Raw genomic sequence first — 15,981 nt, forward strand, 5'->3', positions numbered from 1 at the left:
CCATGCGCCTGCTCGCACTCTTGCATGGCTGGGCCGGTGGCTTGATCGGCCTCGCGCTTTCCCTTCTCGGCCTCAGCGGCGCGCTACTGGTGTGGAAGGACGACTGGACCGCCCTGCCCTACGCTGACGCCGTGCCGGTTCTGACGCCGGCAGCGCTCGCCCAGGTGACAGAGCGGGCGACGGCCGGGGGCGAGTTGTCGCGCCTGACCTTTGCCGGCGATACGCTCGGCCTCCACCAGGCGATCTACAGCGATGGCGGCGGGGCCTACTTCGGCCCGCAGGCCCAGGAAGTGGCGCGCTGGGCGAGCCAGTGGGAACGGCCCGAGCTGTGGCTGTTCGATTTCCACCACCACCTGTTCATGGGCGAAGCCGGCGAGCTAGCCACCGGGGTGTTCGGCGTCGCCGGCGTGCTGTTCGTGCTGACGGGCACCATCCTCTGGTGGCGCACGCGCAAGACCTTCGCTCCGCGCCCGTGGCCGGCTCGCATGACCCGGCCCGCGATTGTCCGCCAGCACCGCGACCTCGGGATCGTGGCCGCGCCGCTCCTGCTGCTTTCGATGGCAACGGGCACGCTGATGCTGTTCAAGCCCCTCGCGGCGACCGTGCTCGCCCCATGGGGCTCACTCGAGCCGCCCGCGAAGGTGGAGCTACCGAATGCCGGCGTGCCGGGTCCCGATACCGACTGGGCGGCCATGTTTACCGCAGCACAGGCGCGTTTCCCGGCAGCGGCGTTGCGCCGCCTGCAATTCCCGCGCGAAGCCAGCGAGCCGGTCGTGCTACGGCTGCGACAGCCCTTCGAGTGGACCCCCAACGGCCGCACCTACCTAAAGCTGGACCCTGCCAGCGGGAAAGTGCTGGCGGTCGACGACCCGGCTAAGGGCAATGCTGCGCAAATGACACAGGATACGTTCTACCCGCTGCATGCCGCCAAGGTCGGCGGCCTGCCTTGGAAGCTGGCGATTACTCTGTCCGGACTTGCCCTCGCGATGCTCGGGTCGCTGGCGATGTGGAGCTTCTGGTTCCGCCGACGGAAGCCAGCCCGGGGAGTAGGGCCCGGGGCCCCCCTGCCCGCCGCTGCCTGACGCAACCTCGCGGTATCGACGCTTTCGGCGCCCGACCAATTCCTGTGGTCAGGCTGCCGTTGCGCGGATAACCCCGCGGGCGAGACCAAATCGGGCTCGTGTCGTGGAGAGTCGTGTGATGGATCTGAAATGGAACCTGGCATGCGCGATCGCGCTTGGCGCCCTCGCGACCCATCCCGCTGCCGGGCATGAAGTAGCCCAGCCCGACTACGCGGCAGAGGCAGAACGCATCGTCGCCGGTCTTGACGCGACCGGAATGACCGCCGCGGTGATGGTGGACGGTAAAGTCGTATATTCCGGCACCTTCGGCACGCTCGAGGAAGGTTCCAGCAAGCCGGTTACCCCCGATACGCTGTTCCCAATAGCGTCGATTTCCAAGGCGTTCACGACAACGGCACTGGCAATGCTCGTCGATCAGGGCAAGCTTGGCTGGGACGATCCCGTGCGCAAGCACGTCCCCGAATTCGGAATGTACGATCCTTGGGTCAGCGAGCATTTCACCGTTCGCGATATGCTGACGCATCGATCCGGCCTCGGTCTCGGAGCGGGCGACCTGGTGATGTGGCCCGACGGCAATGCAAAGGCGCCCGATGTGATCAACGCGCTGAAGCATTTGCGCCCGACGACCGGCTTCCGCGACGGCTACGCCTACGACAACCTGCTCTACATCGTCGCCGGCGAGGTGGTCAGCCGGGTCTCGGGACAAAGCTGGCAAGATTTCGTGACCGCCGAAATATTCGCGCCCGTGGGCATGACGGCCTGTGCCGCAGACGGCAGCCGCCTGCGGCCGGGGCAGAGCTTCGTGCGCGGGCACGAGCGTGAGGCAGGCGCCACGGCCGGCGTGCCTATCGACAAACGGATGGAGTTCAGCCCGACGGTCGCGCCTGCGGGCGGCATCTGGTGTCCATCAGCCGACATCATGAAGTGGGCGAAATTCTGGCTCGACGGCGGTGTTACCGAAGACGGGCGTCGACTGGTTTCCGAAAAGCAGAAGAACGAGCTGTGGAAGGGTGTGACGCCCGTCGGCAGCGGCATCATTCGCCCGGCCGGTGGGTCTACCCATCTATCGCTTTACGCGCTCGGCTGGTTCGTCGCCGACATGGAAGGAACGCCGGTGGTCCACCATTCCGGCGGCGCGCCCGGCGTCACCAGTAACCTGATCCTCCTGCCGCAGAAGAAGATTGCGGTGTTCGCCTCGTCGAACGACTACATGAGTACTGCTGGTGCGTGGACGCGTCACATCGCCGACAAGCTGATCGACGGCAAGCAGGACAACGACGTGATCGGCGCCGCTATCAAGCGTAGCGCCGAAGAGAACGCCGTTGCGAAGAGCGCGATCGCCAACGCCATGGCCAGGCCGAAGGATGCCGCTACCCCGAGCCTTCCGCTAAGCGCCTATGCCGGCACTTACCGCGATCCCTGGTATGGCACGGTGACCATTACCCAGAAGCGCGGGCGCCTGATGATCGACATGAGCCGGTCGGAGCTTCTGGACGGGCCGCTCACGCCATACGACGGCGACACCTTCGCCGCGATCTGGCCAGACCGGACCATGAAGGCCGACGCGTTCGTGACCTTCAAGGTCGAGGGCGGCAAGGTCGCTGGAATGACCATGAAGGCCATATCGGAAATTACCGACTTCTCGTACGACTTCCAGGATCTCGATCTCGTCCGGGAATGACTAACCTCACCCCGCCGGGTGGTAGAAATCCCAGATCTTCTGCGCCACGCCCTCGCTGATGCCGGGGGTGCGCTTGAGGTCGTCGAGCGAGGCCGCGCGCACCTTCCCCGCCGTCCCGAAAGCCAGCAGCAGCGCGCGTTTGCGCCCCGGCCCGATGCCGGGGATCTCGTCGAGCGGTGAGGCAGTGATCGCGCGGCTGCGCTTGGCTCGGTGGGCGCCGATGGCGAAGCGGTGGACTTCGTCGCGCAGGGTCTGGAGATAGAACAGCAGCGGCGAGTTGACCGGCAGCGTCTTCTCGCGGCCGTCGGGGAAGTGGAACACCTCGCGGCCCTCGCGCCCGTGGTGCGGGCCCTTGGCGATGGCGATCAGCGGCACATCCTCGATTCCGAGCTCCTCGAGCGCATCCTTCACGCTCGACATCTGGCCCTTGCCGCCATCGATCAGCACGAGATCGGGCCAGGTCTCGCCGTCGCGGTCGGGATTTTCCTCGAGCGCGCGGGCGAAGCGACGAGTGAACACCTCGCGCATCATCGCGAAGTCGTCGTTGGTCTGCGCGGTGCGCATGTTGAACTTGCGGTACTGGCCCTTCACGAACCCTTCCGGCCCGGCCACGATCATCGCGCCCAGCGCCTTGTCGCCCTGGATGTGGCTGTTGTCGTAGACCTCGATCCGGCGCGGCGGGCCTTCGAGCTCGAGGAACTCGGCGAGCTCGCGCAGGATGCGCGCCTTGGTGCCGCTTTCGGCAAGGCGGCGCTCCAGCGCCTCGCGGGCGTTGCGACTGGCCTGCTCCATCAGCTTGCGCCGGGTGCCGCGCTCGGGAATCGAGATTTCCACCCGGTGCCCCGCCTTGGCGCACAGCGCCTCGGCGATCAGCTCGCATTCGGGCAAGTCGCGGTCGACCAGCACGGTGCGCGGCGGGGGAACCTCCTCGTAGAACTGCAGCAGCACATCGGCGAGCACCTGGTCCTCGTCGATCTCGGCGGTGTGGCTGGGGTAGAACGTGCGGTGGCCCCAGTTCTGCCCGCCGCGAATGAAGAACGCCTGCACCCCCACCTGCCCGCTGTGGCTGGCGAGCGCGAACACGTCGGCGTCGCCCACCCCTTGCGCGTTGATCGCCTGGCTGCCCTGGATCGCGGTCGCGGCGCGGAGGCGGTCGCGCAGCATCGCGGCGCGCTCGAAGTCGAGATCGGCGGCCGCTTCGGCCATCTGGCTTTCGATCTTGCGTTGGACTGAAGCGGACTTGCCGGAGAGGAACTCCTTGGTTTCGGCGACCAACTCGGCGTACCCGCTGTCGTCAATCCGTCCCACACAGGGCGCCGAGCAGCGGCGGATCTGATAGAGCAGGCACGGGCGGTCGCGACGGGCAAAGAAGCTGTCGGTGCAGCTCCGCAGCAGGAACAGCTTCTGCAGCGCGTTGATCGTCACGTTGACCGCGCCGGCGCTGGCGAAAGGGCCATAGTAGTTGCCTTTACTTCGCCGCGCGCCGCGATGCTTCTGGATGCGCGGGAAGGCATGATCGCCGCGCAGAAGTATGAAGGGGAAGCTTTTGTCGTCGCGCAGCAGCACGTTGTAGGGCGGGCGGAAGCGCTTGATCAGCTGCGCCTCGAGCAGCAGCGCTTCGGCCTCCGAATTGGTGACGACGATCTCCATCCCGCGGGTCTGGCTGACCATGCGGCGCAGGCGGTTGGAGAGCGCCTTGACCTGGACGTAGTTCGCCACCCGCGCCTTGAGGCTGCGCGCCTTGCCGACGTAAAGCACGTCGCCGCGGGCATCGAGCATGCGATAGACGCCAGGTCGCGGTTTGAGGGTGCGGACGACGTCGCGGATCACGGCGCAACCCGCCTCGATGTCAGGCTGCGCGCCCGCGCCCTTCACGGTGTAGGTGGCGCGCTCCTCGTTGAAGCGTTCGCTGCCGCGCGGATCGTGGGGACTTCCTGCTTCGGTGCGCGACATGCCAGTCAGCTAGGGGTAGGGGGGCGCGCGTGCAATACGATGCGATCATCCTTGGCGGCGGGGCGGCGGGACTGATGTGCGCTGCCCGCGCGGGCCAGAGAGGTAAGCGCGTGCTGGTGCTCGAGCGCGCCGCGGCGGTGGGGAAGAAGATCCTCATCTCCGGCGGCGGGCGGTGCAACTTCACCAACCTCCACACCGCACCCGACCGGTATATCTCGGCCAATCCGCATTTCGCCAAGTCGGCGCTGGCGCGCTACACCGCGCGCGATTTCCTCGAGCTGGTCGATACTTACGGGATCGCCTGGCACGAGAAGACGCTCGGGCAGCTGTTCTGCGACGGCTCGGCGCGGCAAATCGTTGACCTGCTGCTGGCGGAATGCGCCAAGGGCGATGTGGAAGTGCGCTGCGGGGTCGAGATCGGCGAGGTTGGCCACAATGATCAATTCACCATCGGCGACGACACTGCGCCGGCGCTGGTCATCTCCACCGGCGGGCCTTCCATCCCCAAGATGGGCGCAACGGGCTTTGCCTACGATCTCGCGCGGCGCTTTGGGCTCAAGGTGGTGGAACCTCGCCCCGCCCTTGTCCCGCTGACATTGGGCGGCGAGGACGTGCTGTTCCGCGAGCTGTCGGGCGTCTCCGCCGAAGTCGTCGCCAGCGCGGGCAAGGCGGCTTTTCGCGAGGCGGCGCTGTTCACCCACCGTGGGCTGTCGGGGCCGGCGGTCCTGCAGGTTTCGTCCTACTGGCGGCCCGGGGATGAAGTCCGGATCGACTTTTTGCCGGGCCGCGCCGCCGGCTGGCTGCTCGACGCCAAGAAGTCATCACCGCGGTCCACTCTGCGCGTGCTGCTGCGTGACGAGCTCCCCGAGCGCCTCGCGGCCACGCTCGCCGAGCGGCTTGGCATCGAGGAATTGCACCACGCCTCGGACAAGGCGCTGCGCGAAGCCGAGACGCGGCTGGCGGCGTGGACCTTCTGCCCCAACGGCAGCGAAGGCTTTGCCAAGGCCGAGGTCACGGTGGGCGGCATCTCGACTGCCGAATTGTCGTCGCAGACGATGGAAGCGAAACGCGTCCCCGGGCTCTACGCCATCGGCGAGGCGGTCGACGTGACCGGCTGGCTCGGTGGATACAACTTCCAGTGGGCCTGGGCGAGCGGGGTCGCCGCGGGGGACGCGATTTAGGGCTTAAGTTGCCAACCGCCACGCTTGTGTTACGCTCCTCCCCTTCGGACCCGGCAAACGGGCCGCAACAGGAGGATGCGCTTGCGGCAATTGCAGGGCATGGATGCGAGCTTCGTCGCACTCGAGACGAAGAATTCGCCGATGCACATCGGTTCGATCCTGATCTACAACCCCGCGACCGCGCCCGGCGGCTTCGTCCGCTTCAAGGACATCCTGAACTTTTTCCAGAGCCGGCTGCAGCTCAGCAAGACCGTGCGCCAGCGCATGGTCAAGGTGCCGTTCGACCTCGACTACCCCTATTGGATCGAGGACCCGGATTTCGACCTCGAGTACCATGTCCGCCACGTGGCGCTACCCAAGCCCGGCGACTGGCGACAATTGTGTATCCAGGCGGCGCGCATCTTCGCCCGTCCGCTTGACCTCACCCGCCCGCCGTGGGAATTCACCGTGGTCGAGGGGCTCGATAACATCCCCGGTGTTGCCCCCGGCAGTTTCGCGATGGTGACCAAGGTCCACCACGCGGCGATCGACGGGATGAGCGGCATCGACCTGATGGAGGCGATGCACACGCTCGATCCCCACCAGCCGCCGCCGAGCGAACCCGATACCTGGAAGCCCGAGAAAGTCCCCAATCCCGCCGAGTTGATCGGCAAGAGCTACTTCAATGCGGTCACCAATCCGCTGAAGCAGCTCGAGGTCGCTGCCAAAGCGGCCCCGGGCCTTGCCAAGGCACTGAAGGGCCTCGTCGCCAAGGAATTCAACGTCTCCGGCGAGATGGTCGCGCCCAAGACCCGCTTCAACAAGGTCATCTCGGCGCACCGGGTGGTCGGCGGGGTCAGCGTGCCACTGGCCGACATCAAGGCCATCCGGGCACTCGCCGAGGGGTCCAAGGTCAACGACGTGTTCCTCGCGATCGTCGGCGGGGCTCTGCGCAAATACCTGCTGGCGAAGAACGACCTGCCGGCCAAGTCGCTCACCGCCATGGCGCCGATCTCGGTCCGCTCCAAAGGCGAGAAGGGCGACATGGGCAACCAGGTCGCCGCGATGATCGCCCCGCTCGGCACGCATATCGAGGGCCCGGCGGAGCGGCTCAAGTTCTGTCACGAGCGGACGACCAACTCGAAGGCGATGACCGAGGCGATCGGCGCGCGCAACATGACCGAGGCGAGCAAGGTTGCACCGGCGCTGTGGATGAGCCTCGGGGCGCAGCTCTACACCCGCCTCGGGCTTGCCAACCGTGGGGCGGCGCCGATGTTCACTACGGTGGTCACCAACGTTCCGGGCCCGCCAGTGCCGATCTACTCAACCGGTGCGAAGCTGGAGAGTATGTACGGCCTCATCTGCCTGACCGATGGGATGGGCCTTGCGCACACCGTGCAAAGCTACGTCGACGAGGCGACCGTCACCTTCACCGCTTGCCGCGAGCTGATGCCCGACCCCGAGTTCTATGCCCAGTGCATCGAGGACAGCTTCGCCGAATTGCGCGACCTGGCGAGGGGGGCATCGGCCACCCCGAAGCCCTCCACAAAACCATCGAAGCGGCCTGCAAAGGCCACAGCTGGCCGATCAACAAATGCTAAATCGGGCACCAAGCCCGCCGCCAGCCGTTCCAAAGCCAAACCCGCCGCCAAATCCGCGGCGCGGAAAAGGACCTCCAAGTCATGACCGCTGCAACCGCCACCGCTACTCGCGGGACCAGGCCGCATCCGCCCAGCAAGCTTCTGGCGCTGACCGAACCGCACCGCGCGATGGGCGAATTCGCCGCCTTCATCGCGTTGCGCCCGCTGATGTCTTTCCTCCCCAAGGGCGACGGGCACGGCGTGCTCGTGCTCCCCGGTTTCATGGCCACCGACAGTTCCACCGTGCCGATGCGCCGGCTGCTGAGCCAGCTCGGCTATGAAGTCGCCGGCTGGGAACTCGGCCGAAACCTGCGCGTCGATAACGAGCGGGTCGAGGCGATGGCCCGCTGCGTCGATGCGCTCTACAAGAAGACCGGCGGCAAGATCTCGCTCGTCGGCTGGAGCCTTGGCGGCGTGTTCGCCCGCGAGTTGGCCAAGCAGATGCCCGACAAGGTCCGCCAGGTAATCACCCTTGGCAGCCCCATCAGCGATAACCGCCGCTACACCAACGCGCGGCCGATCTTCGAGGCGATCAACGGCAAGCGGCCTGAGCCGATGCGCAACGGCAAATTCAAGAAGCTGTCCGACGCGCCGCCGGTGCCCACCACCTCGATCTTAACCAAGGCGGACGGCGTGGTCCACTGGAAGGGCTCGGTGCAGCACCCTGGCCGTGGCCACGAAATGACCGAGAACATCGAGGTGTTCGCCAGCCACATCGGCCTCGGCGTGAACCCCGCGGTGATGTTCGCCCTCGCCGACCGCTTGGCTCAGCCCGAGGGCCGATGGGTGCCGTTCCGCGCCCGGGGTCTCGCGGGAATGCTGTTCCCGCGCACGCGCCTTCATTAGGCAGCGGATCGTCGCCATGATTGCCGGGATGAAGGCTATGGGGTAGCTTCGCGCCCCCCGATCGGAGGCGTTCTGATGCTCAAAGCTCTGCTCTGTTCCGCCGTGTTAGTGGCGAGCGTCGCCGGACCGGCGCTCGCTCAGGCCCCCGCCACCCCGCCGCCGCCGCTACCGGGAAGCGACGACCTCAGCGGATCGCGCGGCATGGGGGAAATGAACCGCGTGCCCGGCGAGAGCGCCGACCCGCGAACCGCCGCCGAGGACGCGCTCGCTCGCCGCAACAGTGGTCAATCTCGAGCGGGAACGAACACCAGTCAGGCTGACTTGGCGCGGGCATATCTCGGCGCGCTGGAGGCCTACGTCGAGAGAACCGGCGGACGCCGAGCGGATGCCCTCGAGCAAGCGGCAGCGCAGCCGGATGGGCCCCCGCAAGCGGCAAACCAGATCAGAAACTCGCTCGCCAAGGACTTGGCAGAGTGGAGCAAGGCTTTCGGCTTCGACGAAGCGACCCAGAAAGACCAACGCGGGCAATGGCTGACCGACGCGCCTGAGATGAGCGCCGCGGACTGGACCAAGCGCCGAGCGGCCTGGTTCGCCGCGCGGGATGAATGGATAGCCCAGCAGCAAGCCTGGGCGACTACTCAAATCCGTCCCTGATCGTCCGCGCAGGTTGTCTCTTCCATGACGCCGAGGAGTGAGGCCCGCCGCTCTCAGAACATCTTGCGAAATTCAATCTCGACGAAGCGTCCGACCGGATCGATGAGGCCGGGCTGGTATCGCAGCGGCACCGAGCCACTTTCATCGGTCACCCGCTGGCGCGTGTCGAGCAGATTGCGCACGCTGACGCCGAAACGGGTGCCCTTCCAGAACCCGGGGTCTCCGTTGCCCGTAAGCCATTTTTGTTGCTCCAGATTGACGAACGACCGCAGATCGAAAGTGACGAGGTCGCCGAAGCGCAAGTCGCTCGCGCCGGGCAAGTCGCTGCCCCGCACGGTCGAGCCGCTGCGGTAGTTGCCGCTCACTCGCGTGCCGATGCCTCTGTAAAACACGCCGCCTTCGAGCTGGATCGTATGCCGCGATACCCCACTCTCTCCCAAAGCCTCGCCCTCGAGGAGGTCGAGCGGTGGGTTGCCCGGTGCGATCTGTGCCTGGTTCGACAGCTCGATCGAGTGGTAGAGCGACAGGTTCCAGCGGCCTTGACCATCGCCGCCGCCACCCATCATTCCCCGCATTCCTCCGCGAGAACCGCCGCCGCCCCCCGGGCCGCCAGTGCCCGAGCCGCCAACGGCAGCGCCTTGGCCACCGCGACGCCGCCCTTCGCCGCCGCTTGGACCCCGCTGACCTTGTATGTCGCCGGCGGGAATGGCGCAGATTCGGGTACGCAATTCGGAAAGGCGCGCGGGGTCGATCGTGCCATCTGGGCCCTTCAAGCGGGCCGCCGCCTCGGGAGGAAGCGCGGCGAGGTCGGGTTCCTTGCCTTCGACGCCGCACGCTAGTGCCGCCCGCAGGGCGCCGAACTGCGCCGGGTCGAACCGCCGCGGCCCGCTGTTCAGGTTGGGCGTGCCGTCGGCATTGCAGAAGCGCTTGCGCAGGGCGGCGATCTTGGCGGGGTCGAGTTGGCCGTCCTCTCCCTTCAGCCGCTCAAGCATGCGCTCCGGCATGCCAATGAGATCGGGGTTCTCGCCCGCGGGAGTGGCGCAGAACTTCACTCGCATCTGGTCGAACTGTCCGGCGTCGAACTGGCCCCCGCCGCGCGTGCCCTGAGCATCACCGGAGTTCGTACCCGGACCAGAAGGGGCATCCGCCGGAGCCGGCTGCGCGGCCGCCATAAACCCGCGAAACCCTCGCCCCCCCCCGCCCCGACCCTCGGGTGCGGGCTTGCCGACCCGGCCGAACACATTGAAACCGTAGCGGATCCGGGACGAAGACCGCTCGGCGAAAGTGACCGGGCGCCGATCGACCGCCAAGAGCGTACCGTCGGCCCCGCGCGTCACGCGTTCCGGGAAAGCCTGCTCCACCGCGGGCGTGAGCAACGGAAAGCTCTCAGTCGTGTCGTTCGAGTTGTTGCGGAAATACTCGACGAGGATGTTCGCGCGGTCGAACAGGTCCAGGTCGTAGCTGGCCGACAGCTTGAGGTCCCGCTGGGTCTCGGCGAGAAGATCCGGGTTGCCACCGGTGGTGACGGTGGCGAGCGCTGTCTGCCCGGTGGCGAAGTCGTAGACCGGCACGTTGACGTCGACGATCTGCGGGCTACCCAGCTGGCTCAGGCCCGGGGCCGCTTCGCGCACGACGTAGCTACCCTGCAGCGCCAGCCGTTCGGTTGGACGCCAGTTGAGCCCGGCATTCCAGTCGGTCAGTGTGCCGAAGTCGGACAGGTGGTCCACCCCACCACCGAGGTTCACTGAGACGTCGCCGATCGCGTCGAGGAAACCTTCGCGGGTGCTTGTAATCGGCAAGCTGAGACTAGCCCCGCCGTTGACGTTACCGCGGGTTAGCTGCGTCCGTTCGATCGTGCGGGTATCGCTGCTTTCGATCCGCGTCCAATCGTAGCCGGCGTCGAACGTCAGGTTGGCTTCTCCCCCCGGCAAACGGAACGGGCTGCCCGAGAGGGTGTTCTTCTGGGTCGCCGACCAAACCCGGCTGAGTGCGCGATCGGCACCCACGCCGTTGGAGATATCGCGGCGGCTGTCGCTGTCGGTCCGCGTCGCGTCCAGCGTGGCTGACAGACGCCAGGCGCCAAGCGCGCGGTTGAAGGCACTGCCCAACGAATAGGTATCGGTCTCGCTGCGTCGTTCGATGGGTGCGAGGTCGACGGTGTCAATTCCCGATAGCGAGCGCGTGACGGAGCGGCCGACTTCTCCGCTGAGCGTCAGCTGACCGCCCGAGCCCAACTCGCCAAGACCCTGGGTCACAGTGGCGTTTCCGGTCACGCTTTCGCGCCTGGCGACTAACGCGCGGTAGTCGGCCGGATCAAGCCCGGCCGCGATTACTTCTGACGGGACTGTCGTCGTCTGGACCACATCCCGCTCTGCCTCGGTTAGCAGGCTGGTGCGCTGGTAATCGACCCCGACGTTGACCCGGCGGGCACCGTCGATGGTCAGCAACGACGCTTCGAGTTGGCCGGTACCAGTGCCGCCGGCTGTCGGCATGCCGTATTCTGCCTCGATCTCGCGGCTGGCGAAATTGTCCTTCAGAATGAAGTTGATGACCCGCGCGTCGGGCGGATAGCCGAATTGGAGCGCGACTTCCTCGGGCAGCACTTCGACCTTGCGGATCGCCTCGGGTGGGAACCGGCTGAATTCGCGAAAGCCCGACACCCGCTGCCCGTTAACCAGGAACACCGGACGGCCGCCCCGCCCGCGGCCGGAGCCCGTCTGAGGCGCGAGCTGATTGACAAGATCGGCGATAGAAGTCGCGCCGTAAGCCGCGACCTCCTCTTCGTTCAACTCGAGCACCGGCGGGCTGTCGGTCTGCACCTGACCGGGAATGCGGGTAGCGACGACGACGATCTCGCCGCTGCCATCGATATCGTCGGCTGCCGCCGGTGTGGTCTGCTCGACCGGCGGCGCTTCCTGGGCGGCGGCGGCTCCGGCGCTAGCAAGCGCCATCAGCGAGATGGTATGAAAGAAGCGCAAGGAGGTCGGACCCTTCGTCAATTGGTTGCAGTCGTCCCTCCCGCAACCTGCATGGCGCAGGGCGGACGATCCGGACAACCCTTCCCCGCGTAATGATTTGTCGCGCAAACCTTTCCCGTGCCTGACCAACCGCCCGCGAACAGGGCGCGCTTCCCTTTTCCGCCGCCGCCGTATATGGGCCGCGGCCAATTCGACCTCACGACAAGGAACCGACGAGCTACATGGCCAAAGAAGAACTCCTCGAAATGCGCGGACGAGTGGTGGAGCTGCTGCCGAACGCGATGTTCCGGGTAGAGCTCGAGAACGGCCACGAAATCCTCGGACACACTGCGGGCAAGATGCGGAAGAACCGCATTCGCGTGTTGACGGGTGACGAAGTGCTTGTCGAACTGACGCCCTATGACCTCACCAAGGGGCGCATAACCTACCGCTTCATGCCGGGACGCGGCGGCCCGGGGCCGCAATAAGCTGCCTGGGCAGGTATGCCCGACTTAGCACCCTCGCTGATCCTGGCCTCCGCTAGCCCCCGCCGCCGCGACTTACTCGCGCGGCTCGGTGTTGAGCCAGCACGAGTAGTCTCAGCCGACATCGACGAAACGCCGATCAAGACGGAGCTTCCTCGTGTATATGCGGCGCGGATGGCGCGCGAGAAGGCCTCCGCGGCCGCCGATCGCCAAGCCTTCGTGCTCGCTGGAGATACCGTGGTCGCCGCAGGTCGGCGTATTCTTCCCAAGGCCGAAGACGAGGCAGTCGCACGCCAATGTCTCGAGCTCCTTTCGGGCCGCCGGCACCGGGTGTTCTCAGCCATCGCCCTGCGCGCGCCGGACGGCAGGGTGCGCGAGCGACTGAGCGAGACGCAGGTACGCTTCAAGCGCCTCTCCACTAGCGAGATCGATTCCTATCTCACGGGCGGCGAGTGGCGCGGCAAGGCGGGCGGCTATGCCATCCAGGGTGCGGCCGAGGGCTTGATCGCCTGGATCGCCGGCAGCCACTCAGGCGTGGTCGGCCTGCCCCTGTTCGAGACCCGCGCGATCCTGCAGGCGGCAGGCTTCGCCATCCCATGACCTTGGCCCGATGAGCTGGATCGTCGAGCAGGGCATCGGCGAGGAACGTGCGCTCCGCTACGAAAACGGGCGAGCGGTCGCGGCACGCATGCGCTGGCTGGGGGAATTGGAGCCCGGTCTCGTAGCCGATGCGGTCCTGGTCGAACGCGCGCGGGGATCGGCGCGCGGGCGGGCCCGCTTTGAAAGTGGCGAGGAAGCGCTGGTCGATCATCTGCCGGGCGGAATCACCGAGGGCCAGACTCTTCGCCTCGAAGTGTCCAGGGCGGCCTTTCGCGAAGATCGCCGCGGGAAGCTTGCGCAAGCCCGGCCCACCGCTGGCGAATGCCGGGATGCGCCGACGCTCGCCGAAACACTCGAAGCCGAGGTCGTTCGACACTTCCCGGACGATGCATGGCAGGAAATCTGGGCCGAAGCGGCCGACGGCGTGGTGGATTTCCCTGGCGGCTCGCTCCATTTTGCGCCGACAGCAGCCATGACGTTGGTGGACGTCGACGGCCACCTCCCTCCGCGCGAGCTCGCGCTCGCCGCCGTTGAACCGATCGCGTGGGCCATCGACCGCTTCGCCTTGGCGGGCTCCTTAGGGATCGACTTTCCGACGCTTACCGCTCGGGGTGACCGCAAGTCTGTCGATGCCGCGCTCGGCGTGGCGCTCTCCCACTGGGACCACGAGCGCACGGCGATGAACGGGTTCGGCTTCGTGCAACTGGTCGCCCGAAGCGAGCGACCGTCGATACTTCACCGGCTGCGGTTCCAGCCAGCGGATGCCGCCGCGCGGCTGCTGCTGCGGCAGGGCGAATTGCTCGACCGCGCGGGCGCCATCGCATTGACCGCGGCCCCCCGAGTGCTCGACAGGATCGGCCCAGATTGGCTCGCCGAGCTGGGACGGCGGGCCGGGCGCAGCGTTCGTCTCGCTCCCGATCCGTCGCTTGCATCGACGGGCGGCCATGCCCAGATCGTCCCGCTATGAGCGCGACCCACCGCCCCTGCCCGATCTGCCGCAAGCCCCGCAGCGAGACCCACGCGCCGTTCTGCTCGACCCGGTGCAAGGACCGTGACCTCGTCCGGTGGTTCTCCGACGGATACTCCGTCCCCGGTCCTCCGGCCGACCCCGAGGACATCGATCGCGCGCTCGATTGAGGGCCTTGCCAAGCCGCCCCGGCCCCGCCATAGCGCCGCCTCGCCAACCGCTAAGCGCCCCCGACGGGCCTTCGCGCAGTGCCTGCCTCGGTAGCTCAGTTGGTAGAGCATGCGACTGAAAATCGCAGTGTCGGTGGTTCGAATCCGCCCCGAGGCACCACTAACGTCAATCTGCAGCTAGGCTTCCAGCTCCCTCAAGCTGCGGCCGCGCGTCTCGCGGCCGGCCCAGGCGACCATCGCGCTCGAGGCCGCCATCGGCAGCAGAAGTGCCAGCGCCGCGCCGCCCAGCGTCGGTATCATCCCGGTAAGCGCAAACAGCTGGACCGCGACGCCGCCGAACTTGCTGCTTCCCGCTATCAGGCCCGTCCCGCGTCCGCGCGAGCCGAGGGGGTAATTCTCCGCCGCGTATGGCAGCAGTACTGCGATCATGCCGTTGGTGCCCACGACTAGCATTGCGATGACCGCCAGCAGGATAGGCGGCCACGCCAAAGTGGCGGCCGGTAGCAAGGCCCCGGCCAGCCCCGCCAGCGTGAGGATGATCGTTCCGACGAGCGTCCACTTGCTACTCCAGCGACTGTAAAGCCAGGCCGCTGCCATCACAGTCGGCAACGCAATCAGCGCGGAGCTAGCAATTATCCCGCTGGCGAGTTGCGAGGAGTACCCGCGCGCCTGGAGATCGCTTGGCAGCCACAGCAGCAATCCGAAATTGATGAAGCTCCACGATAGCGCGACCAGCGTCAGCGCGACGGTGAGCCGAGCGTGCCGCTGATGAGCGACCGGCGCGTCGTCGGGCGCGGCCACACGGGGCCGGGGCGCGATGCCGAAGCGGGTCTCCATGCGCGCGAGTTCGGCAAGCCGCCCTTGCTCGGCAAGAAAGCGTGGGGATTCGGGGATGAACCGCGCGAGAGCCAGCAGAAGCAAGCCCGTGGGAAATCCCTGTAGCCACAGCGCGCGCCAGCCGAACGCCGGTTCGAAGGCATGCGCCGCGGCGCTCGCCGCGAGAAAGCCGCCGACAAGCCCCGTCCCGCCGACCAGCACCAGCACCCAGCTGCGGTGGCGGGGCGGCATCACCTCGGCGAGCAAGGTATAAACCACCGGCAACATGCCGCCGGCCGACGCGCCCATCAGGAAGCACATCACGATGTTCCACTCGAACGCCGGCATGGCGCCGCAGATCGAGGTCGATACGAACAGGATCGTCGACAGCAGGATCGACACCCGCCGTCCGTAGCTGTCGGCGATCCAGCCCCAGAGGAACGACCCCACAGTCGTGCCGATGAGCGCCGACAGCGGTAATAGTGCAGAGATTGCCGGCGAAATGCCGTACTCGTCGCGCATTCCGGGTAATACGAAGCCGAGCGTCGCGGGCTTCATGGTGTCGATCACCAACCCGAGCGTGAGCACCAATAGAACGCTACCGTGCCAACGGTTCAACGGCGTCAAATCCGGCGCTTCGTAGCTTGTGCCGGCGTCGTCGGCATGGCGCGGCCTGCGCTTCGGGAACGCACCGAAACAGGCGAGCGGAACTCCGAGGGCGATTAACGCCATCCCGAAGTACATCGCCCGATCCATCGGCATGCCGACCAAGTGATTGCCCATCAAATGCGCCTCAGCGAGCATTGGCAGGTGCAGCAGCACGCCTGCGCTGATCGCAGCGCAACCGGCCCAAAACCAGGCCGCGCGCTCGCCGATGATTGTTTCTCCCCCCATTCCGCCTCCAGTTGTCGCGGCGGGGCGTAAGAGGTGTGCTGGCGCCGTTCAACGAGATTGTCCGACGACCGCCTGC

The 15,981-nt window shown here is 66.8% G+C and carries 13 protein-coding genes and 1 tRNA gene; 11 read left to right on the top strand and 3 right to left on the bottom strand.

Going from position 1 to position 15,981, the window contains the following annotated elements; genetic code table 11:
- Positions 1-2: 2 nt before the first annotated feature.
- Positions 3-1,082: a PepSY-associated TM helix domain-containing protein gene (locus ACWPM1_RS11860; RefSeq protein WP_455695039.1), complete on the top strand. Its 1,080-nt coding sequence runs from the start codon at positions 3-5 to the stop codon at positions 1,080-1,082.
- A 118-nt stretch (positions 1,083-1,200) separates the two neighbouring features.
- The gene (locus ACWPM1_RS11865) at positions 1,201-2,763 is read left to right on the top strand and encodes a serine hydrolase (protein WP_455695040.1); all 1,563 of its coding nucleotides are present in this window, start codon (positions 1,201-1,203) and stop codon (positions 2,761-2,763) included.
- Between the two features lie 6 nt (positions 2,764-2,769).
- Here the strand turns inward: ACWPM1_RS11865 and uvrC are convergent, their stop codons facing one another.
- A complete protein-coding gene (gene uvrC, locus ACWPM1_RS11870) occupies positions 2,770-4,716 on the bottom strand; it encodes an excinuclease ABC subunit UvrC (RefSeq protein ID WP_455695041.1) in 1,947 nt (648 codons plus the stop codon).
- Positions 4,717-4,790: 74 nt separating this feature from the next.
- On the opposite strand from uvrC, the gene ACWPM1_RS11875 reads away from it, so the two are divergent.
- The 4 genes from ACWPM1_RS11875 (at position 4,791) to ACWPM1_RS11890 (ending at position 9,016) form a co-directional block, all read left to right on the top strand.
- Complete coding sequence (locus ACWPM1_RS11875) at positions 4,791-5,897, top strand: NAD(P)/FAD-dependent oxidoreductase (protein WP_455695164.1); 1,107 nt, start codon at positions 4,791-4,793, stop codon at positions 5,895-5,897.
- 81 nt (positions 5,898-5,978) lie between these two features.
- The gene (locus tag ACWPM1_RS11880; protein ID WP_455695042.1) at positions 5,979-7,562 is read left to right on the top strand and encodes a WS/DGAT/MGAT family O-acyltransferase; all 1,584 of its coding nucleotides are present in this window, start codon (positions 5,979-5,981) and stop codon (positions 7,560-7,562) included.
- Positions 7,559-8,362 (top strand): esterase/lipase family protein, encoded by an 804-nt coding sequence (locus tag ACWPM1_RS11885; protein WP_455695043.1) that lies wholly within the window; start codon positions 7,559-7,561, stop codon positions 8,360-8,362. The genes ACWPM1_RS11880 and ACWPM1_RS11885 overlap by 4 nt, the downstream gene beginning before the upstream one ends.
- A 75-nt stretch (positions 8,363-8,437) precedes the next feature.
- Positions 8,438-9,016, top strand: a complete 579-nt coding sequence (locus ACWPM1_RS11890) for a hypothetical protein (RefSeq protein ID WP_455695044.1) — start codon at positions 8,438-8,440, stop codon at positions 9,014-9,016.
- A 53-nt stretch (positions 9,017-9,069) separates the two neighbouring features.
- On the opposite strand, the gene ACWPM1_RS11895 is transcribed toward ACWPM1_RS11890, so the two are convergent.
- The gene (locus ACWPM1_RS11895; RefSeq protein ID WP_455695045.1) at positions 9,070-11,967 is read right to left on the bottom strand and encodes a TonB-dependent receptor plug domain-containing protein; all 2,898 of its coding nucleotides are present in this window, start codon (positions 11,965-11,967) and stop codon (positions 9,070-9,072) included.
- A gap of 248 nt (positions 11,968-12,215) precedes the next feature.
- Here ACWPM1_RS11895 and infA point away from each other — a divergent pair, with 248 nt between their 5' ends.
- The 5 genes from infA (at position 12,216) to ACWPM1_RS11920 (ending at position 14,355) form a co-directional block, all read left to right on the top strand.
- Positions 12,216-12,461 carry a translation initiation factor IF-1 gene (gene infA / locus ACWPM1_RS11900; RefSeq protein ID WP_067681512.1) on the top strand — a complete coding sequence of 82 codons (246 nt, stop codon included), beginning with the start codon at positions 12,216-12,218 and terminating at the stop codon, positions 12,459-12,461.
- A gap of 15 nt (positions 12,462-12,476) precedes the next feature.
- The gene (locus tag ACWPM1_RS11905; protein WP_455695046.1) at positions 12,477-13,058 is read left to right on the top strand and encodes a Maf family protein; all 582 of its coding nucleotides are present in this window, start codon (positions 12,477-12,479) and stop codon (positions 13,056-13,058) included.
- A 10-nt stretch (positions 13,059-13,068) separates the two neighbouring features.
- The gene (locus ACWPM1_RS11910; RefSeq protein WP_455695047.1) at positions 13,069-14,025 is read left to right on the top strand and encodes a ribonuclease; all 957 of its coding nucleotides are present in this window, start codon (positions 13,069-13,071) and stop codon (positions 14,023-14,025) included.
- Positions 14,022-14,195, top strand: a complete 174-nt coding sequence (locus ACWPM1_RS11915) for a DNA gyrase inhibitor YacG (protein WP_455695048.1) — start codon at positions 14,022-14,024, stop codon at positions 14,193-14,195. The genes ACWPM1_RS11910 and ACWPM1_RS11915 overlap by 4 nt, the downstream gene beginning before the upstream one ends.
- Before the next feature lie 84 nt (positions 14,196-14,279).
- Positions 14,280-14,355, top strand: a tRNA-Phe gene (locus ACWPM1_RS11920).
- Between the two features lie 17 nt (positions 14,356-14,372).
- On the opposite strand, the gene ACWPM1_RS11925 is transcribed toward ACWPM1_RS11920, so the two are convergent.
- On the bottom strand, positions 14,373-15,905 hold the full coding sequence (locus ACWPM1_RS11925; RefSeq protein ID WP_455695049.1) for an MFS transporter: 1,533 nt from the start codon (positions 15,903-15,905) through the stop codon (positions 14,373-14,375).
- Positions 15,906-15,981 lie beyond the last annotated feature (76 nt).

Source organism: Tsuneonella sp. HG249 (assembly GCF_053819205.1).

Coding starts and splice junctions, on each gene's coding strand:
- ACWPM1_RS11860 (WP_455695039.1), top strand. CDS start 3: ATGCGCCTGCTCGCACTCTTGCATGGCTGGGCCGGTGGCTTGATCGGC.
- ACWPM1_RS11865 (WP_455695040.1), top strand. CDS start 1,201: ATGGATCTGAAATGGAACCTGGCATGCGCGATCGCGCTTGGCGCCCTC.
- uvrC (WP_455695041.1), bottom strand. CDS start 4,716: ATGTCGCGCACCGAAGCAGGAAGTCCCCACGATCCGCGCGGCAGCGAA.
- ACWPM1_RS11875 (WP_455695164.1), top strand. CDS start 4,791: ATGTGCGCTGCCCGCGCGGGCCAGAGAGGTAAGCGCGTGCTGGTGCTC.
- ACWPM1_RS11885 (WP_455695043.1), top strand. CDS start 7,559: ATGACCGCTGCAACCGCCACCGCTACTCGCGGGACCAGGCCGCATCCG.
- ACWPM1_RS11890 (WP_455695044.1), top strand. CDS start 8,438: ATGCTCAAAGCTCTGCTCTGTTCCGCCGTGTTAGTGGCGAGCGTCGCC.
- ACWPM1_RS11895 (WP_455695045.1), bottom strand. CDS start 11,967: ATGGCGCTTGCTAGCGCCGGAGCCGCCGCCGCCCAGGAAGCGCCGCCG.
- infA (WP_067681512.1), top strand. CDS start 12,216: ATGGCCAAAGAAGAACTCCTCGAAATGCGCGGACGAGTGGTGGAGCTG.
- ACWPM1_RS11905 (WP_455695046.1), top strand. CDS start 12,477: ATGCCCGACTTAGCACCCTCGCTGATCCTGGCCTCCGCTAGCCCCCGC.
- ACWPM1_RS11910 (WP_455695047.1), top strand. CDS start 13,069: ATGAGCTGGATCGTCGAGCAGGGCATCGGCGAGGAACGTGCGCTCCGC.
- ACWPM1_RS11915 (WP_455695048.1), top strand. CDS start 14,022: ATGAGCGCGACCCACCGCCCCTGCCCGATCTGCCGCAAGCCCCGCAGC.
- ACWPM1_RS11925 (WP_455695049.1), bottom strand. CDS start 15,905: ATGGGGGGAGAAACAATCATCGGCGAGCGCGCGGCCTGGTTTTGGGCC.